Genomic DNA, 19917 nt, shown 5'->3' with positions numbered 1-19917 from the left:
ATGCGCCACTTGAGGCGAACCTCACGCCTCCGCGTGTGCGGAGCGCCGCCTGGAGGGTGTCCTGTTGATCCCCTAATGTGGCTGTCTCGTCCACCACACGTGTAGGGGAAGGGACTTGATGGGTTCCATGGAGCGCACCGTCGTCCGCTGTGCCGAAGGGCATGTGTTCAGTACCGCCTCGTTCCCGCTTCAGCAGCTCGGGGCCGGGCGGATCGGGCCCGGGCGGCTCATTCGGTGTCCGCGGTGTGCGCGGTTGCGGCACGCGGTGCCCGTGGTGCTCGGACAGCGCTGAGCCGGACGGGCCGAGGGGCCGGGCCGAGAGGTAGGGCCGAGGGCCGGGGCGCGTGACCCTGCCGATTGGGGCAGGTCCGCGCCCTCTGCGTATCGTGGGGGCGTGCTTCTCTCAGACAAGGACATCCGGGCCGAGATCGATGCCGGACGGGTGCGCATCGACCCGTACGACGAATCCATGGTGCAGCCCTCGAGCATCGACGTGAGGCTTGACCGCTTCTTCCGGGTGTTCGAGAACCACCGCTACCCCCACATCGACCCCGCCGTCGAGCAGCTCGACCTGACGCGTGAGGTCGAGCCGGAGGGTGACGAGGCGTTCATCCTCCACCCGAACGAGTTCGTGCTCGCCTCGACCTACGAGGTCATCTCCCTGCCGGACGACATCGCGTCGAGGCTGGAGGGGAAGAGCTCCCTCGGGCGGCTCGGGCTCGTCACCCACTCGACCGCCGGGTTCATCGACCCCGGTTTCTCCGGGCACGTGACGCTGGAGCTGTCGAACCTCGCCACCCTGCCGATCAAGCTGTGGCCGGGCATGAAGATCGGCCAGCTGTGCCTGTTCCGGCTGAGCTCGCCCGCCGAGTTCCCGTACGGGAGCGAGCGGTACGGCTCGCGGTACCAGGGCCAGCGGGGGCCGACGGCCTCGCGCTCCTTCATGAACTTCCATCGGACCCAGGTGTGAGGCGGTAGCCGGCATGAGTGAAGTACGCGAGAACCTGACGTACGAGGGCTTCGGGACCGCCGTCCGCGAGCTGGCGCAGACCATCGCCGACGACGGGTACGAGCCCGACATCGTGCTCTCCATCGCCCGCGGCGGCGTCTTCGTCGCCGGCGGTCTGGCCTACGCCCTCGACTGCAAGAACATCCACCTCGTGAACGTGGAGTTCTACACCGGGGTGGGGACCACCCTGGAGATGCCGGTCATGCTGGCGCCCGTGCCGGACGCGATCGACTTCTCCGACAAGAAGGTCCTGATCACGGACGACGTCGCCGACACCGGCAAGACGCTCAAGCTCGTCCACGACTTCTGCGTCGACCACGTCGCCGAGGTCCGTTCGGCCGTCATCTACGAGAAGTCGCACTCGCTCGTGAAGTGCGAGTACGTGTGGAAGAAGACCGACGAGTGGATCAACTTCCCCTGGTCGGTCGAGCCGCCCGTCGTGAAGCGTGAGGGTCAGGTTCTCGACGCCTGAGTCGAGAACCCGAGCCCCCACGCTCCGGTCACCTGGTCACTTGAGTCGGCTCAGGTGACCAGGTTGCCCAGTGCCCGGTACGTGTTCGTGCCGGGGACCCCGTCCAGCGGGCCCGTGTAGCCGCCCGTCTGGGCCAGTCGCTGGAGCGCCACGTACGTCGCCTTGCCCGGAGCGCCGTCGATCAGGCCCGAGTAGCCCCAGCCGCGCAGGCACGCCTGGATCCCGCCCCAGCTGTACGAGCCGAGGACCCCGTCGGCCGGGCCCGTGTAGCCGCCGACCGCGGCCATCCGCTGCATCGCCGCGTACGTGTTCGTCCCCGGCGCCCCGTCGATCGGGCCCGTGTAGCCGAAGCGCCGCAGCACCGTCTGGATGGCTTTCCACGAGTTGGTGCCCAGTACGCCGTCGATCGGGCCCGTGTAGCCGCCGGCCGTCGCCAGGGTCTGCAGGCCCTTGTACGTGTTCGTGCCGGGCGCCCCGTCCAGCGGACCCGTGTAGCCGTAGCCGCGCAGGACCGTCTGGATTCCCTTCCAGCCGTTGGCGCCCATGACCCCGTCGAGCGGGCCCGTGTAGCCGCCTCCCTTGGCGATCTTCTGCAGGGTCGTTCCGTCGGCCGTCGAGATCGGGCCGGGGCCGGTGCCCGTCACGCTCAGGTACGTGCGGACCGCCGCGAAGGTGAGCGGGCCGGGGACGCCGTCGATCGGACCCGTGTAGCCGTAGTCGGCGGCCAGCCGCTGGAGGCCCTTGTACGTCTCCGGGTCGGGCGTGCCGTCGATCGGGCCGGTGGAGTAGCCCTGCGCGAGGACGGTCTGGACGCCCTTCCAGCCGTTGGTGCCGAGGACGCCGTCCACCGGGCCCGTGTAGCCGCCGTGCTGGGCGACCTGCTGGAGCGTCTTCGCGTCCGCGGTCGAGAGGGTGACCGGGCCCGTACCGCCGGCCTGGTCGAGGTAGCCGCGCAGACCGGCGTACGTGTTCGGGCCCATGATCCCGTCGACCGGGCCCGTGTAGCCGCCGCGCTGCGCCAGCTGCTGGAGGCCCTTGTACGTGTTCGTGCCGGGAACGCCGTCGATCGGGCCGCTGTACAGGCTCAGCTGGGTGAGGAGGGTCTGGACGCCCTTCCACGACAGGGGGCCGAGGACGCCGTCCAGCGGGCCCGTGTAGCCGCCGAGCTGCGCCAGCCGCTGGAGGGTGACGCCGTCCGCCAGCGGGATGTCCGGCGCCGGGTCGGGGATCGGGTTCTGCCCCGGGGGCGGCAGGACCGCCGAGCCGAACGCGTCCGGCCTCGCCTGGTTCAGGTCGACGGCGACGCCCTTGACCGACCCCGAGTCACTGAACTGGTGGATCGCCCAGTCCGGATACGCGGTGCCGATCCGCGGGCTGCCGGCCGGGGCGCCGTAGTCCGCGATCCACAGCTTCGCGCCCGTCGCCCGCGTCTGCGTCCAGGAGCGGGACTGGAGCAGGGAGGAGTACGTGTAGAGGAACGGGGTCGTGCCCAGGCGGGCCTTCACGATGCCGATGAACTCCGCCGTCTGGGCGTCCGTCCACACCGGGCTCTGGTCGACGCCCTCGACGTCGACCATCAGCGGCTCGCCGGGGCGGTAGTCCCGCAGATGGGCGAGGAAGTACTCGGCGTCGGTGGCCGCCGCTCCCCACCCCGTCATCCAGTAGTGGCCGACCAGGAACCCGGCGGCCCGGGCCTCGTCGACCTGCCGGACGTAGTGCGGCGAGGTGTAGGGCAGGTGCGTGCCGTCGTTGGAGCCGCCCGACTTCACGACGCAGAACCGGTAGCCGGCGCTGCGCGCGGCCAGGAAGTCCAGGTAGGCCTGGCTGGTGCCGACGTCGATCCCGTACACCGCGTCCGTGGGCGACGGGGTCGGTGCCGGGCCGGGGGCCGGGGTCGTCGACGGCGGGTGCGCGGACAGCCAGCCCGACACGCCGCGGATCGTGTTCGGGCCGAGGAGGCCGTCGACCGGGCCCGTGTAGCCGCCGTCCCGGGCCAGCGCCTGCAGGGCCTTGTACGTCTCGGTGCCGGGCACGCCGTCGACCGGGCCCGCGTAGCCGTAGCCGCGGACCGCGGTCTGCACGCCCTTCCAGCCGTTGACGCCGATCGCGCCGTCGACCGGGCCCGTGTAGCCGCCGCGCTGCGCGAGCGTCTGCAGGACCTTCTGGTCGTCGGCGGTCAGGGTGTACGTGGTGCCCCCGGGGCCCGGGGTGCCCACGTCGGCCATCCGCGCGCCCACGTTGTCCAGCGTCCAGCCCAGGTACACCAGGCCGGAGAGGGAGTTGTACCGGGCGATGGACTGGGTGCCGATGCGGTAGCCGCCGGGGGCGAAGTCCTCCCCGCCCGACAGGTGGCCCGTCGCCATCAGGCAGCGGGTGCCGCCGCCGTCGAGGTCCAGGGCCACGTGGCCGGGCGTGAGCCGTACCGCGTTGGCCCACCAGTGGAAGGCGCCGCGGGGCGCCGCCGAGTAGTCCGGATGCCCCTCGCCCGACGCCTCCCAGGCGTCGTACGCCGTGCCCCGCGAGCTGCTCAGATCGCAGGCCCGGAACATCAGCGACTGGCACATGTCGGACCAGTTGTAGCCGTTGTCGAAGCCGGCGGCACCACCGTCGGTGACGTGCTGGCGAGCCCATTGCTCGGCCCCGGCGACCGTTCTCGTCAACGTGCACCTCTCTGAAGGGTGGTGGGGAGGAGGACGGACACCCGGGATGCGGCGAGAATCGTCTCCGAGCCCACCAGTTGGGCGCGGACGACCGGTCGCGGGTCCGCCGCGGCGGTCGGTACGCCGCCGTGACGGAGCCAGGGGCCCAGGTCGACGGTCCCGTCCGCGTCCGTGTCGAGGTCCAGATATCCGTACCGGCCCGGGGACTTCCGGCCCTCGGACACCTCGAACCAGAGACCGGGACGGGCCGCGTGGAAGGCGCTGAGGGAGAACCGGACCCGTCGGCCGGGCAGCGGCCTGCCGTCCGGTGAGGCGAGCGTGAACACCACTCCGGCGGCCGGGGAACCGGCCGGAGTCCGTGCGTCCGAGGCCGTCCACGCGTATCCGGGTGACGAGAACGTCCCCCGGACGTCCGCGCCGGATGCGCCGGAGGTGCCGGACGTGTCGGAGGCGCCGGAGCCTCCGGAGACCTGAAGCGTGCTCGCCGCGGCCGTGCCGCCCGCGCCCACCCCCAGGACCAGTCCCGGCAGCAGCGCGCCGACCGTCCGCAGGACGGACCGCCGCGACGGCGTGCCCCGCCCTTCGCCATCAACCCACTCGGGCACCTGACCTCACCTGACCTCCTGGAATCCCTGTACCGCCGGCCGAACCACGGACCGGTCAAGACCACCGCACGGCCCGTACGCCGACAACCCAACGAAAGCGCGGAGTTGAAGCCCCGGTTCCGCGCATTCGTTGGGTTGTCGGCGCGGGGGCGGCCCGATGGGATGAGCGGGCTCGCGAACCGTCCTAGACGAGGAGAAGCGTTGACCGAGAACGAGGCACGGCACCGTTGTGGCGGCGGCCAGGACGACCATCACGTCCCGGCGGGCGTCAGCCGCCGCACGCTGCTGCGTGGCGCGGTGGTGGGCGGCGGCGCGCTGGCCGCCGGCGGGCTCGTGCTGCCCACGAGCGCGTACGCCGTCCCCGCCCTCTACAACCCGTTCGGCGCGTACGCCATCACCGGCCCGTGGGACCCGCCGAACCACAACGGCGTCGACTTCGGCATGGCCGTCGGGACGTCGCTCCCGGCCTGCGGCGCCGGAACGATCGAGAACATCCCCTACAACGGCACCGGCGGCCACACCGTCACCATCCACCACGCCGAGGGCTACCGCAGCCAGTACATGCACCTGTCGCAGTTCCTGCTCGCCAACGGCGCTTCCGTGGCGGCCGGGACGGTCGTCGGGCGCTCCGGCGGAGCGGCCGGCGCCGACGGCGCCGGCAACTCGACCGGGCCGCACCTGCACTGGCACGTCATCAACGCGAGCGGCGTCCGCGTCAACCCGCTCTCCGTCACGGGCGGCGGTCCGCCCCCCGTCCAGGGCGAGGGGCTGACGCTCCAGAAGATCGCCGGCGCCGGCGGCTACACCGGCGCCCTGGACGGCGTGCCGGGCACGAACACCTGGAAGGGCGTCCAGCAGGTGATGAAGGGGTACGGCTACACCGGCCCCCTCGACGGCGCGCCCGGCGGCAACACGTACTCCGCACTCCAGCGACTGGCGCAGAAGGGCGGCTACACCGGCCCGATCGACGGAGTGATGGGCACCAACTCCTGGAAGGGCGTGCAGACCGTCCTGCGCCGGTACGGCTACACGGGCCCGATCGACGGCGCTCCGGGCACCAACACCTGGGCCGCGTTCCAGCGGATGGCCAAGCTCGGCGGCTACACCGGACCGGCCGACGGCGTGCTGGGCACCATGTCGTGGAAGGGCGCGCAGAAGGTGCTCTCCGGATACGGCTACACCGGCCCGATCGACGGCGCTCCGGGCAACGCCACGTACTCCGCGCTCCAGCGCATGGCCCAGCTCGGCGGCTACACGGGCCCGGTCGACGGGGTTCCCGGCACCAACACCTGGGCGGCGCTCGCCAGGCTCGTCTGACGCGTCCGGCTCGTCTGACGCGTCAGACACCTCTGGCGCGTCCTACACCTCTGGCGCGTCCGACACCTCTGACGTGTCCTGATCGTCGAACTCCGTTGGGGCAGGGTCTCTTTCCGAGGCCCTGCCCTCAGGCATGCCCCTCAACTATCTTCATCGTTGCGCGTCGGAAGGCTGCCGCGGAGCCGAGGAGGACGATGAGGAGTCGCAACGGGCTGTGGCGGGTCGCGGAGCTGCCCACGACCAGGGCCGGCGTCGAGCGGGCCTTCTCGTACTTCACCGCGGGGGTCCGCCTCGGCACCGTCGCGCAGATGGTGCCCGCGGTCCAGCTCGGCGCGGCGCGGGCGCCGCACGAGAGCGGCTACCTCGCGTGCTGGGGCGCCGCCGCCCTCGCGGCGGTCGCGGTGAGCGCGGTGACGCTCGTACGCCGCCGGCCGCCGGGCACGGTCGTCTCCGTACTCGACTTCGGGCTGGCCTGCGCCCTGCTCGTCCTCGGCCCCCTGGTGCTCGCGCCGTGGGACCGCTTCGGCACCTGGACCGCGTTCCAGCCGGGGTACGCGCTGTCCGTCATCATCACCGCCGGCGGGGTGCGCGGCCTCGCCGTCTGGGCGGCCAGCCTGCTCGCCGTCTCCCTCTCCTACGTGGTCTACCTCGGCGGCGACGTCGGGAGCGAGATGACCTCGACGGCCGTCGGCAACGTCCTGACCTATGTCGTGTACGCGCTGGTCGCCCGCATGTTCTTCGGCTACACCCGCCGCATCGCGCGCGACGCCGACGCCTCCCGCGCGCGTGCCGCCGAGCTGGCGCGGCGCGAGGAGGAACGGCGGGCGCAGGTGATGATGCACAACGGCGTCGCCGTCATGCGCCTGCTGACCGAGCAGGGGGACGACGTCTCGCGGGCCCGGCTCGTCGGCCAGGCCGAGTTCGAGCTGCGGCGGATGCGCTCGTACCTGCGGGGCACGGACGCCCGGGGCGGGGACGCCGGGGGCGGGGATTCGCGGGGCGGGGACGCCGGGGGCGGGGACGCGTACGCCTCCGACGGCGACGGGCCGCCCGCCGGGCTCGTCCCCGTGGTCAAGCGGGTGTGCGACCGGTTCGCCGACCTGAACGTCGTCGCCTCGCTCGATCTCGGCACCGGCCTGCGGATCCCCGCCGCGCAGGCCGAGGCGCTGGAGCGGGCGCTCGGGAGCCTGCTCCTGAACGTCCGCGTGCACGCCCGCGCGCACGAGGTCGTCGTCCACCTCGACGGGACGCGGGAGGAGGGCTGGACGCTGACCGTGCACGACGACGGCGTCGGCTTTGACCCCGCGACCGTGACCGCCGGGGTCGGGCTGCGCGAGGTGGTCGTCGGCGAACTGCGCCGACGGGGGCTCGCCGTCGGGATCGTGTCCGCCGCGGGCGAGGGAACGACCGTGACGGTCCGGTCCCGCCCGGAACCCGGGGCCGGCCCGCCGGGGCCGGAGCGTCCGACCGTACGGGCCGCCTTCGCGGACGCGCCATGAGGCCCGCGGTGGCGGTCGTCGACGACGCCTCGCTGATCCGCGAGTCGATCGGCCTCCTCATGCCCGGTCTCGACGTCGTCGCCGCGGTCGCGACCGTGGAGGAGCTGATACGCCGGGCCCCGGCGGTGGACGTCGTCCTGCTCGACCTGCACCTGGCCAACCTGGAGCAGCAGCCCGACGTCCGGCAGGGCGTCGCCGCGATCCGCACGCTCACCCGCCGCGGCTACCGCGTCTGCGTCTACAGCCAGGAGGAACGCCGCTTCGTCCTCGCGGCGTGCCTCGCGGCCGGGGCGAGCGGCATCGTCTCCAAGGCCCTGCCGCGCGACCGGGCCGAACAGCTCTTCCTCGACGTCGCCGCCGGCGGCACCGTCGTGCCGCAGCCGGTCGTCGGCATCCTCGAAGTGCTCGTCCGGCGCGACTGCATCACCCTGCTGAGCGAGCGCCAGCGCCAGATCCTGCACGGCCGCGCCCGCGGCCTGAGCTACGCCCAGGTCGCGCGGGAGCTGTTCGTGAGCGAGTCGACGCTGCGCGGCTACTGGTTCGACCTGACCAGGTCGCTGTCGGACTCCCTGCGCGGCCTCACGCCCGGCGAGATCGAGCACGCCCTCGGGCTCGCGCCGGGCGACCTCCTGGAGTTCTGGGCCGAGGAGCCGGCGGACCGCAAGGACTGGTGGCGCATCGGCGGCCGGGGCGGGTGAGTGGCCGGGGCGCCGAGTGGCCGGGGACGGCGAAGCCCCCCACCGCCGTGCGATGGGGGGCTTTCGTGATTCCGCGTACGTACGCGGCGTACGTCGCTATCGCTACAGCATGCCCAGCTTGGTCAGGCTCAGCAGCGCCACCAGCTGGATCGCCGACGCGCCCAGGGCCTTCGGCCACGGCAGGTCGTGCGAGCGGCTCACCATCATGGTGAGCAGGGCGCCGAGCGCCAGCCACGTCAGCCAGCCGATGACCTGGACGAAGCCGTTCTCCCCGCCGAGGAAGAGCGCGAAGACGAGCCGCGGCGTGTCCGTGATCGACATGATCAGCATCGAGAGGCCCACGGTCGGCTGCCAGGAGCCGTCGCCGCCGAGCTGGCGGGCGAGCGTGTGCGTGACGGCGCCGAGGATCAGTCCGCCGACGACGAAGCCGAGGGCGGTCATCAGGACGTACGGGATCGCCGTCGACAGGGTCGCGTTGATCGCCTCGTCGCGCGCCTTGTCGAAGCCGAAGATCGCGAGCAGGCCGTAGAGGAACGTGACGATCAGCGCCGGGCCCCAGACGGCGTGGTCCCGCATCCGGAGGAAGGTGTCCGCCGGGCGCAGCACGATGCCGCTCAGGAGGGGCTTCCAGGGCAGGCGGGGGCCCGTGGGGACGGGGGCGGCCTGGTAGCCCCCGCCGTCGCCGTACGGGTCGTCCACGCTGAACATCTGCGTGTGGCCCGGGTTGTTCGCCGTGCCGGCGTGCGGCTGCTGCGACTGCGGCTGCTGCTGGCCGTAGGGGTCGCCGAAGTACTCCGGCTCCCCGTAGGGCTGCTGCTGCCCCTGAGGGCCGCCGTACTGCCCGCCCTGCTGACCGCCGCCGTACTGCCCGCCGTACTGACCGCTCTGCTGACCGCCGCCGTACTGACCGCTCTGCGGGGGCCACTGCTGCTGCGGGTACGGCGGCGGGGCCGCGTTGTACCCGTAGGGCGCCTGCTGCGGTTGCTGCTGCTGTTGCTGCGGGGGGCGGTTGTCCCGGCCGCGTCCGTTCCTGAATCCAGCCACGCCCTTGAACGTACCCGCTCAGGCTGTGGGGGCGCTCGTCCGGCCGGTCCTTGCCACTGAGCTGTGACATCCCCTAGGGGAATCCCCAGGGGCGGGCGGGCCGTGACGCGGTCGGTGGGCAGGCTTGGGGGCGCTGTGACAAATCCGACGCATCACCTCAATATCGGCCTCGTAGCTTCGGAGACGGGGGCGGTTCGCTGATCGACACGCTCGTCAGCCGCGACGGGAAGTCCGCGTACGGGGAGAACAACGGGCTCCACGTGGTCCTCCGGCCGGACGGGACCGTCTCCTCCTGGCTGGACAAGGCACCCGCCCCCAAACCCGCCCCCAAGCCCGCGCCCAAGCCCGCCCCCAAGGAGCAGGTGCCCCACAACACCGCCAAGGTGGTCGAGCCCCTGGTGTCCCGGCACCGCTGAGGCGCCGACGCGTACGAGAGAGGGCCGCCCCGCGATCACGCGGGGCGGCCCTCTCTCACGTACGGACCTCCAGGGCCTTTCCGGCGGACCCTAGGCGGCCGGCTCCGGCTCCGGAGCGGTCTCCGGCTCCGGCTCCGGGTCCGCCGGGGTCTTCACCGAGTCGAGGAGCAGCTGGGCCACGTCCACGACCTGGAGGGTCTCCTTCGCCTTGCCCTCGTTCTTCTTGCCGTTGACGGAGTCCGTCAGCATGACGAGGCAGAAGGGGCAGGCGGTGGAGACGATGTCCGGGTTGAGGGACAGGGCCTCGTCGACGCGCTCGGTGTTGATGCGCTTGCCGATGCGCTCCTCCATCCACATCCGGGCACCGCCGGCGCCGCAGCAGAAGCCGCGCTCCTTGTGGCGGTGCATCTCCTGCTGGCGCAGGCCGGGGACGGCGGACATGATCTCGCGCGGCGGCGTGTAGACCTTGTTGTGACGGCCCAGGTAGCAGGGGTCGTGGTAGGTGATGAGGCCCTCGACCGGGGTCACCGGGACCAGCTTGCCCTCGTCGATGAGGTGCTGGAGCAGCTGGGTGTGGTGGATGACCTCGTACTCGCCGCCGAGCTGCGGGTACTCGTTGGCGATGGTGTTGAAGCAGTGCGGGCAGGTGGAGACGATCCGCTTCGCCGACTTCGGCTTCTTCGTCTCCGGGTCGTCGTCGTCCTCGCCGAACGCCATGTTCAGCATGGCGACGTTCTCCTGCGCGAGCTGCTGGAACAGCGGCTCGTTGCCGAGGCGGCGGGGGGAGTCACCGGTGCACTTCTCGTCGCCGCCCATGATCGCGAACTTGACGCCCGCGATGTTGAGCAGCTCGGCGAAGGCCTTGGTGGTCTTCTTGGCCCGGTCCTCCAGGGCGCCGGCGCAGCCGACCCAGTAGAGGTAGTCGTACTCCGAGAGGTCCTCGACGTCCTTGCCGACGATCGGGACCTCGAAGTCGACCTCCTTGGTCCACTCGACGCGGGCCTTCTTGGCGAGGCCCCAGGGGTTGCCCTTCTTCTCCAGGTTCTTGAGCATCGTGCCCGCCTCGGACGGGAACGCGGACTCGATCATCACCTGGTAGCGGCGCATGTCGACGATGTGGTCGATGTGCTCGATGTCGACCGGGCACTGCTCGACGCAGGCGCCGCAGGTGGTGCAGGACCACAGGACGTCCGGGTCGATGACGCCGTTCTCCTCGGCGGTGCCGATGAGGGGGCGCTCGGCCTCGGCGATGGCCGACGCGGGGACGTCCTTGAGCTGCTCCGGCGTCGCCTTCTCGTTGCCCTCCATGTCCTTGCCGCCGCCGGCGAGGAGGTAGGGGGCCTTGGCGTGCGCGTGGTCGCGCAGCGACATGATGAGGAGCTTGGGGGAGAGCGGCTTGCCGGTGTTCCAGGCGGGGCACTGCGACTGGCAGCGGCCGCACTCGGTGCAGGTGGAGAAGTCGAGGATGCCCTTCCAGGAGAACTGCTCGACCTGGGAGACGCCGAAGACGGCGTCCTCGGCCGGGTCCTCCCAGTCGATCTCCTTGCCGGCGGTCGTCATCGGCTGGAGCGCGCCGAGGGCCGTGGAGCCGTCGGAGTTCCGCTTGAACCAGATGTTCGGGAAGCCGAGGAAGCGGTGCCAGGCGACACCCATGTTGGTGTTCAGCGAGACGACGATCATCCAGGTGAACGACGTGACGATCTTGAGGCACGCGAAGAAGTAGGTCAGGTACTGGATCGTGCTCAGGTCCAGGCCGTCGAGGAGCGCGATCAGCGGGTACGAGGCGAAGAAGCCGGGCTCCCAGCTCGTCACGTGGTGCTGGACGCCTTCGAGGGCGCGCAGCGTCATGATGCAGACGCCGACGATCAGGATGACGGCCTCGACGAAGTACGCCTGGCCGGTCTTGGAGCCGGTGAAGCGGGACTTGCGGCCCGCCTTGGTCGGCTTGCTCAGCTGCCGGATCACGATGAGGGTCACGATGCCGAGGACCGTCATCAGACCGAGGAACTCGGTGAAGATCTCGTACGGCAGCCAGTCACCGATGATCGGGATCAGCCAGTCGGCCTGGAACAGCTGGCCGAAGGCGTTGACGATCGTCAGGAGCAGCGAGAAGAAGCCCACCGCGACGAACCAGTGCGCGACGCCGACGATGCCCCAGCGGTTCATCCGGGTGTGGCCGAGGAATTCCTTGACCAGCGTGATGGTGCGCTGTGTGGGGTCGCCGGTGCGCGTGCCCGCGGGGACCGGCTGGCCGAGCCGTACGAAGCGGTAGATCTGCACGGTGGCACGGCCGAACAGCGCGACGGCCACCACCGTGATGACGATCGACACGACGATCGCGGCGAGTTGCATGAGGGGCTCCTCGGGCGGGCCTCGCGTGCCTGCTGACTCGCGAGCCTACTAAGCGGTAACTTATTGAGTCCGTGCTGAGATTACCGGGTCACGGCCCCGCGCTGTAGCGGCACTCACGGTGATCTGTGTCGCTCAGGCGAACCTTGCCGAGCGACGCCTGCGGACTGCTGGAAGCGTACGCGCCAGGATGCCGAGGTCCATTCCCAGCCAGTGGTGGTCCACATAGTGGAGATCGAGCAGCTCGCGCTCCTCCCACGGCAGCTCCGAGCGCCCGCTGATCTGCCACGGTCCGGTGAGTCCGGGGCGTACGGAGAGCCGGCGGCGGGCCTCGCCCGTGCACTCGCGGTGGGTCGGGGCCAGCGGGCACGGCCCGACCAGCGACATCCGGCCCGCGACGACGTGCAGGAGCAGGGGCAGCGCGGCCAGCGGGCTCTTCGTCCGGAAGGTCAGCATCGTGAAGGCGCGGCCGTCCAGCCCGGCCACCGTCCGGCGGCGCAGGATGCCGCGGCCGGGCGTCGTCCCGCCGAGCGCGACCGAGAGGGCGACGGCGGCGAGGACGGGGGAGAGGACGGTGAGGAGGGCGAGCCCGCCCAGGACGTCGAAGGTGCGCTTGGCCGTCATCCCCTACACCCTTCCGAGTGAGCCGATGAGAATCATGGGATATTCGTGGGATATGCCTGCTTTGCCCGGCAAGGAGCATCCGGACTCTCTCACGCAGCACCCCGCGAGGGGCGGGATCGACGCGCTCGCTCTCCTCTTCCGCCTCCTTCCGGGCCCTCTTTGAGCGGCCGACCGGGCGAAGAGTTGAGTCACCTCCACTCAGGTCTGTTGACGCATCGCGGGGTCTCGTGCATCCTTGAGTCAGATCCACTCAAGTACGTCAGCTGGAGGAATTGACATGGCACGTGCGGTCGGCATCGACCTGGGCACGACCAACTCGGTCGTCAGCGTTCTGGAAGGCGGCGAGCCCACCGTCATCACCAACGCCGAGGGTGCCCGGACCACGCCGTCCGTCGTCGCCTTCGCGAAGAACGGCGAGGTGCTCGTCGGCGAGGTGGCCAAGCGTCAGGCCGTCACCAACGTCGACAGGACCATCCGGTCGGTCAAGCGCCACATGGGCACTGACTGGAAGATCGAGATCGACGGCAAGAACTTCAACCCGCAGCAGATGAGCGCCTTCATCCTGCAGAAGCTCAAGCGTGACGCCGAGGCGTACCTGGGCGAGAAGGTCGTCGACGCGGTCATCACCGTCCCGGCGTACTTCAACGACTCCGAGCGCCAGGCCACCAAGGAGGCCGGTGAGATCGCGGGCCTCAACGTCCTGCGCATCGTCAACGAGCCGACCGCGGCCGCCCTGGCCTACGGCCTCGACAAGGACGACCAGACGATCCTCGTCTTCGACCTCGGTGGCGGCACCTTCGACGTGTCCCTCCTGGAGATCGGCGACGGCGTCGTCGAGGTGAAGGCCACCAACGGTGACAACCACCTCGGTGGTGACGACTGGGACCAGCGCGTCGTCGACTACCTGGTGACGCAGTTCCAGAACGGCCACGGCGTGGACCTCGCCAAGGACAAGATGGCGCTCCAGCGTCTGCGCGAGGCCGCCGAGAAGGCGAAGATCGAGCTCTCGTCCTCGACGGAGACCTCGATCAACCTGCCCTACATCACGGCCTCCGCCGAGGGCCCGCTGCACCTGGACGAGAAGCTCACGCGCGCCCAGTTCCAGCAGCTCACCTCGGACCTGCTCGACCGCTGCAAGGTGCCGTTCCACAACGTCATCAAGGACGCGGGCATCGAGCTCCGCGAGATCGACCACGTCGTTCTCGTCGGTGGTTCGACCCGTATGCCGGCCGTCGCCGAGCTCGTCAAGGAGCTGACCGGCGGTCAGGACGCCAACAAGGGCGTCAACCCGGACGAGGTCGTCGCCATCGGCGCCGCGCTCCAGGCCGGTGTCCTCAAGGGTGAGGTCAAGGACGTCCTGCTCCTCGACGTGACCCCGCTGTCCCTCGGCATCGAGACCAAGGGAGGGATCATGACCAAGCTCATCGAGCGCAACACCACGATCCCGACCAAGCGGTCCGAGATCTTCACGACGGCCGAGGACAACCAGCCGTCCGTGCAGATCCAGGTCTACCAGGGCGAGCGCGAGATCGCGGCGTACAACAAGAAGCTCGGCATGTTCGAGCTGACCGGTCTGCCGCCGGCGCCGCGTGGCGTCCCGCAGATCGAGGTCGCCTTCGACATCGACGCCAACGGCATCATGCACGTGACCGCGAAGGACCTCGGCACGGGCAAGGAGCAGAAGATGACCGTCACCGGCGGCTCCTCGCTCGCCAAGGACGAGGTCGACCGCATGCGCCAGGAGGCCGAGCAGTACGCGGACGAGGACCACCGTCGCCGCGAGGCCGCCGAGTCCCGCAACCAGGGCGAGCAGCTCGTCTACCAGACGGAGAAGTTCCTCAAGGACAACGAGGACAAGGTCCCCGGTGACGTCAAGGCCGAGGTCGAGGCCGCGCTCGTCGAGCTGAAGGAGAAGCTCAAGGGCGAGGACACCGCCGAGATCCGCACCGCCACCGAGAAGGTCGCTGCCGTCTCGCAGAAGCTCGGCCAGGCCCTCTACGCCGACGCGCAGGGCGCGCAGGCCGCGGGCGACGCCGGTGCCGGCCAGGCGCAGGCCGACGACGACGTCGTCGACGCCGAGATCATCGACGACGAGCCCAAGAAGGGCGGTCAGGCGTGACCGAGGAGACCCCGGGCTTCGAGGAGAAGTCCGACGTCCCCTCCGGCGCCACCCCTGACGACGCCGCCGAGGCCGCCGACTCCTCCACGGAGGAGAAGGCGGCCCCGGCCGGGGACGCAAGCAGCCAGAAGTCGGCCGGTACCGCGGGCCTCACCGCCCAGCTGGACCAGGTCCGTTCCGCGCTCGACGAGCGCACCGCGGACCTCCAGCGGCTCCAGGCCGAATACCAGAACTACCGCCGCCGCGTGGAGCGGGACCGGGTCACGGTCAAGGAGATCGCCGTCGCGACGCTCCTGTCCGAGCTCCTGCCCGTCCTCGACGACGTCGGCAGGGCCCGGGACCACGGCGAGCTCCTGGGCGGGTTCAAGTCGGTGGCCGAATCGCTGGAGACCGTCGTCGCCAAGATGGGTCTGCAGCAGTTCGGCAAGGAGGGCGAGCCCTTCGACCCGACGATCCACGAGGCCCTGATGCACTCGTACGCGCCGGACGTCACCGAGACGACGTGCGTGGCGATCCTGCAGCCTGGGTACCGGATCGGCGAGCGGACCATCAGGCCCGCCCGGGTCGCGGTGGCCGAGCCCCAGCCGGGCGCCACGCCCGGCACCAAGGAAGAGAAGGCCGACGAGGAGAGCGGTGCCCCCGAAGAGGGGTGACGCAATGATCGTCCGGAAGGAGGGACGTCGATGAGCACGAAGGACTTCGTCGAGAAGGACTACTACAAGGTTCTCGGCGTCCCCAAGGACGCCACCGAGGCCGAGATCAAGAAGGCGTACCGGAAGCTCGCCCGCGAGAACCACCCGGACGCCAACAAGGGCGACACCAAGGCCGAGGAGCGCTTCAAGGAGATCTCCGAGGCCAACGACATCCTCGGCGACCCCAAGAAGCGCAAGGAGTACGACGAGGCGCGCGCCCTCTTCGGGAACGGCGGCTTCCGGGCCGGCGGCCCGGGCGGCGGCGGCTCGTTCAACTTCGACCTGGGCGACCTCTTCGGAGGCGCCCAGGGCGGCCCCGGCGGAGCCGGTGGCTTCGGCGGCGGTGGCGGCATCGGGGATGTCTTCGGCGGCCTGTTCAACCGCGGGGCGGGCACGGGTACGCGTACCCAGCCGCGCCGCGGCCAGGACATCGAGTCCGAGGTGACGCTCAGCTTCATCGAGGCCGTCGAGGGCGCGACCGTACCGCTGCGGATGTCCAGCCAGCAGCCGTGCACGGCGTGCTCGGGCACCGGCGACAAGAACGGCACGCCCCGCGTGTGCCCGACCTGCGTCGGCACCGGACAGGTCTCGCGCGGCAGCGGCGGCGGGTTCTCCCTCACCGATCCGTGCGTCGACTGCAAGGGCCGCGGCCTCATCGCCGAGAACCCCTGCGACGTCTGCAAGGGCAGCGGGCGGGCCAAGTCCTCCCGCACCATGCAGGTCCGCATCCCGTCGGGTGTCTCCGACGGGCAGCGGATCCGGCTGCGGGGCAAGGGCGCGCCGGGCGAGCGCGGCGGGCAGAACGGCGACCTGTACGTCGTCGTGCACGTCGACGACCACGCGGTCTTCGGCCGCAAGGACGACAACCTCACCGTCACGGTGCCGGTCTCCTTCACGGAAGCGGCGCTCGGCGGCGAGATCAAGGTGCCGACCCTCGGCGGCCCCGCGGTCACGCTCAAGCTGCCCGCCGGCACGCCGAACGGCCGGACCATGCGCGCCCGTGGCAAGGGCGCGGTCCGCAAGGACGGCACCCGCGGCGACCTGCTCGTCACGGTGGAGGTCGCGGTGCCCAAGGAGCTGGACGACAAGGCACGTGAGGCCCTGGAGACCTTCCGCGAGGCGACCGCCTCCGAGGACCCCCGGGCGGAGCTGTTCCAGGCCGCGAAGGGAGCGTGACCCCGTGGACGGGCGCCGACGCAATCCGTACGAACTGACCGACGAGTCGCCGGTGTACGTCATCTCGGTGGCGGCCCAGCTCTCCGGTCTGCACCCGCAGACCCTGCGGCAGTACGACCGTCTCGGTCTGGTCTCCCCGGACCGTACGGCGGGCCGCGGCCGGCGCTACTCGGCCCGTGACATCGAGCTGCTCCGTCAGGTGCAGCAGCTGTCGCAGGACGAGGGCATCAACCTCGCGGGCATCAAGCGGATCATCGAACTGGAGAACCAGGTCGCGGCGCTGCAGAGCCGGATCGCCGAGCTGTCGGCCGCGGTCGACGGCGCGGCGGCGGCGATGCGGCAGCGCGAGGCCCAGGTGCACGCCTCGTACCGGCGCGACCTGGTGCCGTACCAGGACGTGCAGCAGGCGAGCGCGCTGGTGGTCTGGCGTCCGAAGCGCGGGGAGTAGCTCCCACAGCCCGTACGACGAGGCCCCCTCCACGACGGTGGAGGGGGCCTCGTCGTATGTCGGTACGTCAGGGGATCAGCTCGCCCACGATGTCGCCGACGGTCTCCCACCACGGCGAGGCGCCCGTGCCGAACGCGGCGGCGAGGGCCGTGCCGAGGGCCCGGTCGCGCGGGGTGGGGTCGTCCTCCCACGTGTCGACGACCCTGCCGTCGCCCGAGCAGAGGAGGGTGCCGACGCGGCGTCCGTCGCGGGTGAGCCGGCTGTCGTCGTACCCGCAGGGCACGAGCCGGTAGCGGACCCCGTCGGTCCGTACGTCGACCCGGTAGGAGGACCGCAGGAGCCGCCCGCGCGCGGGCCGGATGGCGGCCGGTTCGCCGTCCACGGTGAGCGTGAGCAGGGCGGGCTTGCGGGTCCCGATGGGGATGTGGGGGTCGGGGTCGGTCCCCGGGGCCCGGACGAGCTCCACGGTCGGCAGCCCGTGGCCGGAGACGCGGAGCGTGCCCGCGGGTCCGTCGAGGTCGATCTGTACGTACACGCTGGTCAGTTGTCCCGTTCGAGGATGCCGGACTGGGCGATGAGATAGCCGAGCTGGGCGCGGCTGCCGCTGCCGAGGGCGGCGGCGAGTTTGGCGATGTGGGCGCGGCAGGTCCGGACGTTCATGCCGAGGCGGCGGGCGATGGCCTCGTCGACGTGGCCCTCGACGAGGAGCTTGGCGATGGAGCGCTGGACGCCGCCGATGCCGTCGGTCTTGATGTCGTACGGGATCTCCTCGCGGATCGGCACCGCGAGCTGCCAGAACTGGTCGAAGACGCCGCCGAGGTAGGCGACCAGGCCGGGGTGGCGCAGTTCCAGGGCGACCTGGCGGTCGCTGCGGGCCGGGACGAAGGCGACCTCGCGGTCGACGATGATCAGCCGGTCGATGATCTCTTCCAGCGTGCGCACCTGGACCTCGGGGCCGACGTGCTCCAGGTAGGTCAGGGTGAGCTCGGTGTGGCGGGCCGTGTGCTGGTAGAGGGTGCGCATGCTGATGCCGCGGCCGAGGAGCGGCGAGACGCGGTCGAGGGCTTCGCTGAGGGCCTGTGCGGGGCGTCCGCCGCCGGGCTGGACGGTGAGCAGTTCGTGGCGGCAGTTGGCGACGACGCGGTCGAGGGTCGAGTTGATGCGGTCGATGCCCTCGAGGACGGTGATGGCGTGCGTGGTGGGGGTGTCGTGGGCGCTGATGGCCATGAACGGCTCGAAAGCGTCCGAGAGGGCGACGGTGCGCCGACGGCGGTCGAGTATTTCCCGTTCGATCGGCTGGAGGAGCTGGGCGAGGGCGGCCGAGGGGGGAACCGGGCGCAGCCACTGGGCGTCGTCCGGGTCGGGGTGGAGGAGCGAGAGATCGAGGAGGCAGGGGGCCTCCAAGGTCTCTGACCGGGCTATTCGTCCGGTCCGCAGGGCGGCCGCGTACAGCTCGGAGCCGGCTTTGCAGAGTTCGGCATACGAATGCGGGTGACCTGTTTCGTCCGCTTCTTTCCGCATATGTACACCCCCAGGCTCCTGCATCTCAGGAACATGATGCCTGGGTTTGGTGGTGCAGGTGCAGAGAGTAAGCCATCGTCTTACTCGCGGGGGTTGGTAAAGAGACGTTGCCTTCAAGTGAGGTTGCTCGGTGATGATGAAGAAGCTCATACGCACGGTGGCCGGTGTCGCCTTCATCGCGGCGGCCGCAGTGGGCGCCGTGGGAGTGACCCAGGACCCCGGCTGGCACACGGCGCCGGCCGAGGTACAGGCCGCTCCGCTGGACCCGGGCTGGCACCTGGTCGGCGACCCGGGCTGGAGCGTGGCCCCCGCGCAGGACCCCGGCTGGAATTAGACGGACGCATGAACGTACCCGATGACCCCAGGTTCCGCCGGGAGATGGCTTCGGCCTATCGGTCCGGCTGGCACTTCGTCGATCTCGCCACGGCCATCCCCCACCGTGGCGACGCGCTGAAGGTCACCCTCTTCGGAGAACCGATCGTCGTGGCACGCGAGCAGGACGAGGACGTCCGTGCTTACCGCTGTCTCCGCCGTCCCCGCGGTGCCCCGCAGCCCATCCGCTGTGCCATTCGGTACGGCATGATCTTCGTCAACCTCGACCAGCGGGACCACCAGCTGATCGAACCCGAGACCATCACCGCCACCCCCCGCAGTGCTTGAGCGATTCCCCCGTCGTTGTAGATCGCTCAGGCACTTCCCCCACACAGCGGCGCCATCGCGGACCTGAAACGCGATGGCGCCGCTGTGCTGCGCCCGCACACTCTCGGGCGCGGCCCCTTCCGGGCGCGGCCCCTTCTCAGGCGCGGCCCCTTCTGGGCGCGGCCACTTCTCAGGCGCGGCCCATCGCCCGTGTGAGGGCGATCTCGATGACGACCCGGTCCGGGTTCGGGGCCGGCGTGCGGCCGTACCGCTCGGCGTACCGGCCGACGGCGTCCGCGACGACCTCGGTCTCCGTACGGATGCGGGCGATGCCCTCCAGGGTGGCCCAGCGCCCCTTGTCGACCTGGCAGACCGCCACGCGCGCGCCGTCCGCGCCCGCCGCCAGCACGTTGGCGACCTTCCGGCTGTTCTTGTTGGTGATCACCCGGGCGTAGCCGCCCTCGGGGTCGTACGTGACGCCGACCGCCACCACGTGCGGGGTGCCGTCCGCGCGCGGGGTCGTCAGGGTGCACATGTGGTACTCGCGCCAGAAGCTGAGGTACGAGTCGGAAGGGTTCCTCGGGTCTGTGGCCATGCCCCGGAAACTACCCGGGGGAGAACTCCCTCCG

At 70.9% G+C, this 19917-nt stretch carries 20 protein-coding genes; 12 read left to right on the top strand and 8 right to left on the bottom strand.

Annotation, left to right across the window (positions count from 1 at the left end; genetic code table 11):
- The first annotated feature begins 394 nt into the window (after window positions 1-394).
- Both dcd and ACZ6K0_RS19460 read left to right on the top strand, forming a co-directional pair.
- Window positions 395-970, top strand: coding sequence for a dCTP deaminase (gene dcd / locus ACZ6K0_RS19465; protein WP_376413310.1), 576 nt, complete (start codon window positions 395-397; stop codon window positions 968-970).
- 13 nt (window positions 971-983) lie between these two features.
- Entirely contained in the window at window positions 984-1481 is a 498-nt protein-coding gene (locus ACZ6K0_RS19460; protein WP_024755952.1) for a phosphoribosyltransferase, read from the top strand.
- Window positions 1482-1531: 50 nt separating this feature from the next.
- Here the strand turns inward: ACZ6K0_RS19460 and ACZ6K0_RS19455 are convergent, their stop codons facing one another.
- Together ACZ6K0_RS19455 and ACZ6K0_RS19450 are read right to left on the bottom strand one after the other, a co-directional pair.
- On the bottom strand, window positions 1532-4141 hold the full coding sequence (locus tag ACZ6K0_RS19455) for a GH25 family lysozyme (protein ID WP_469231049.1): 2610 nt from the start codon (window positions 4139-4141) through the stop codon (window positions 1532-1534).
- A complete protein-coding gene (locus tag ACZ6K0_RS19450) occupies window positions 4138-4746 on the bottom strand; it encodes a hypothetical protein (RefSeq protein WP_469231048.1) in 609 nt (202 codons plus the stop codon). The genes ACZ6K0_RS19455 and ACZ6K0_RS19450 overlap by 4 nt, the downstream gene beginning before the upstream one ends.
- Window positions 4747-4947: 201 nt before the next feature.
- Here ACZ6K0_RS19450 and ACZ6K0_RS19445 point away from each other — a divergent pair, with 201 nt between their 5' ends.
- The 3 genes from ACZ6K0_RS19445 (at window position 4948) to ACZ6K0_RS19435 (ending at window position 8260) form a co-directional block, all read left to right on the top strand.
- Complete coding sequence (locus ACZ6K0_RS19445; RefSeq protein ID WP_376413304.1) at window positions 4948-6063, top strand: peptidoglycan DD-metalloendopeptidase family protein; 1116 nt, start codon at window positions 4948-4950, stop codon at window positions 6061-6063.
- A 194-nt stretch (window positions 6064-6257) separates the two neighbouring features.
- Window positions 6258-7562 carry an ATP-binding protein gene (locus ACZ6K0_RS19440; RefSeq protein WP_469231046.1) on the top strand — a complete coding sequence of 435 codons (1305 nt, stop codon included), beginning with the start codon at window positions 6258-6260 and terminating at the stop codon, window positions 7560-7562.
- The gene (locus ACZ6K0_RS19435) at window positions 7559-8260 is read left to right on the top strand and encodes a response regulator (RefSeq protein WP_376413301.1); all 702 of its coding nucleotides are present in this window, start codon (window positions 7559-7561) and stop codon (window positions 8258-8260) included. Before ACZ6K0_RS19440 ends, ACZ6K0_RS19435 begins: the two co-directional genes overlap by 4 nt.
- A 102-nt stretch (window positions 8261-8362) precedes the next feature.
- Here ACZ6K0_RS19435 and ACZ6K0_RS19430 read toward each other — a convergent pair whose 3' ends face one another.
- Window positions 8363-9304, bottom strand: a complete 942-nt coding sequence (locus tag ACZ6K0_RS19430; RefSeq protein WP_469231044.1) for a Yip1 family protein — start codon at window positions 9302-9304, stop codon at window positions 8363-8365.
- 260 nt (window positions 9305-9564) lie between these two features.
- Here ACZ6K0_RS19430 and ACZ6K0_RS19425 point away from each other — a divergent pair, with 260 nt between their 5' ends.
- Entirely contained in the window at window positions 9565-9720 is a 156-nt protein-coding gene (locus tag ACZ6K0_RS19425; RefSeq protein WP_469231042.1) for a hypothetical protein, read from the top strand.
- A 90-nt stretch (window positions 9721-9810) separates the two neighbouring features.
- Here the strand turns inward: ACZ6K0_RS19425 and ACZ6K0_RS19420 are convergent, their stop codons facing one another.
- A complete protein-coding gene (locus tag ACZ6K0_RS19420; protein ID WP_469231040.1) occupies window positions 9811-12072 on the bottom strand; it encodes a (Fe-S)-binding protein in 2262 nt (753 codons plus the stop codon).
- Between the two features lie 132 nt (window positions 12073-12204).
- Entirely contained in the window at window positions 12205-12693 is a 489-nt protein-coding gene (locus tag ACZ6K0_RS19415; RefSeq protein WP_469231039.1) for a sugar transferase, read from the bottom strand.
- Window positions 12694-12970: 277 nt separating this feature from the next.
- On the opposite strand from ACZ6K0_RS19415, the gene dnaK reads away from it, so the two are divergent.
- Genes dnaK through ACZ6K0_RS19395 form a run of 4 tightly spaced genes read left to right on the top strand, consistent with a single transcriptional unit; the run spans window position 12971 to window position 17128 of the window.
- Window positions 12971-14812 carry a molecular chaperone DnaK gene (gene dnaK, locus ACZ6K0_RS19410; RefSeq protein WP_376407204.1) on the top strand — a complete coding sequence of 614 codons (1842 nt, stop codon included), beginning with the start codon at window positions 12971-12973 and terminating at the stop codon, window positions 14810-14812.
- Window positions 14809-15465, top strand: coding sequence for a nucleotide exchange factor GrpE (gene grpE, locus ACZ6K0_RS19405; protein WP_376407202.1), 657 nt, complete (start codon window positions 14809-14811; stop codon window positions 15463-15465). Before dnaK ends, grpE begins: the two co-directional genes overlap by 4 nt.
- A 30-nt stretch (window positions 15466-15495) precedes the next feature.
- Window positions 15496-16680, top strand: coding sequence for a molecular chaperone DnaJ (gene dnaJ / locus ACZ6K0_RS19400; protein ID WP_376407200.1), 1185 nt, complete (start codon window positions 15496-15498; stop codon window positions 16678-16680).
- A 4-nt stretch (window positions 16681-16684) separates the two neighbouring features.
- Window positions 16685-17128 carry a heat shock protein transcriptional repressor HspR gene (locus ACZ6K0_RS19395; protein ID WP_015034631.1) on the top strand — a complete coding sequence of 148 codons (444 nt, stop codon included), beginning with the start codon at window positions 16685-16687 and terminating at the stop codon, window positions 17126-17128.
- A gap of 67 nt (window positions 17129-17195) precedes the next feature.
- Here the strand turns inward: ACZ6K0_RS19395 and ACZ6K0_RS19390 are convergent, their stop codons facing one another.
- Together ACZ6K0_RS19390 and ACZ6K0_RS19385 are read right to left on the bottom strand one after the other, a co-directional pair.
- A complete protein-coding gene (locus ACZ6K0_RS19390; protein WP_376407197.1) occupies window positions 17196-17663 on the bottom strand; it encodes a hypothetical protein in 468 nt (155 codons plus the stop codon).
- Between the two features lie 5 nt (window positions 17664-17668).
- Window positions 17669-18649: a helix-turn-helix transcriptional regulator gene (locus tag ACZ6K0_RS19385; protein ID WP_376407195.1), complete on the bottom strand. Its 981-nt coding sequence runs from the start codon at window positions 18647-18649 to the stop codon at window positions 17669-17671.
- A 136-nt stretch (window positions 18650-18785) separates the two neighbouring features.
- Here ACZ6K0_RS19385 and ACZ6K0_RS19380 point away from each other — a divergent pair, with 136 nt between their 5' ends.
- Together ACZ6K0_RS19380 and ACZ6K0_RS19375 are read left to right on the top strand one after the other, a co-directional pair.
- Window positions 18786-18983, top strand: coding sequence for a hypothetical protein (locus ACZ6K0_RS19380; protein WP_376407193.1), 198 nt, complete (start codon window positions 18786-18788; stop codon window positions 18981-18983).
- A gap of 8 nt (window positions 18984-18991) precedes the next feature.
- A complete protein-coding gene (locus ACZ6K0_RS19375) occupies window positions 18992-19309 on the top strand; it encodes a Rieske (2Fe-2S) protein (protein ID WP_056653193.1) in 318 nt (105 codons plus the stop codon).
- 169 nt (window positions 19310-19478) lie between these two features.
- Here the strand turns inward: ACZ6K0_RS19375 and ACZ6K0_RS19370 are convergent, their stop codons facing one another.
- The gene (locus ACZ6K0_RS19370; RefSeq protein WP_469231035.1) at window positions 19479-19883 is read right to left on the bottom strand and encodes a pyridoxamine 5'-phosphate oxidase family protein; all 405 of its coding nucleotides are present in this window, start codon (window positions 19881-19883) and stop codon (window positions 19479-19481) included.
- Window positions 19884-19917 lie beyond the last annotated feature (34 nt).

It is taken from the genome of Streptomyces sp. NPDC042346, from assembly GCF_055581845.1.
This window is presented reverse-complemented; position numbering and strand designations above follow the sequence as displayed.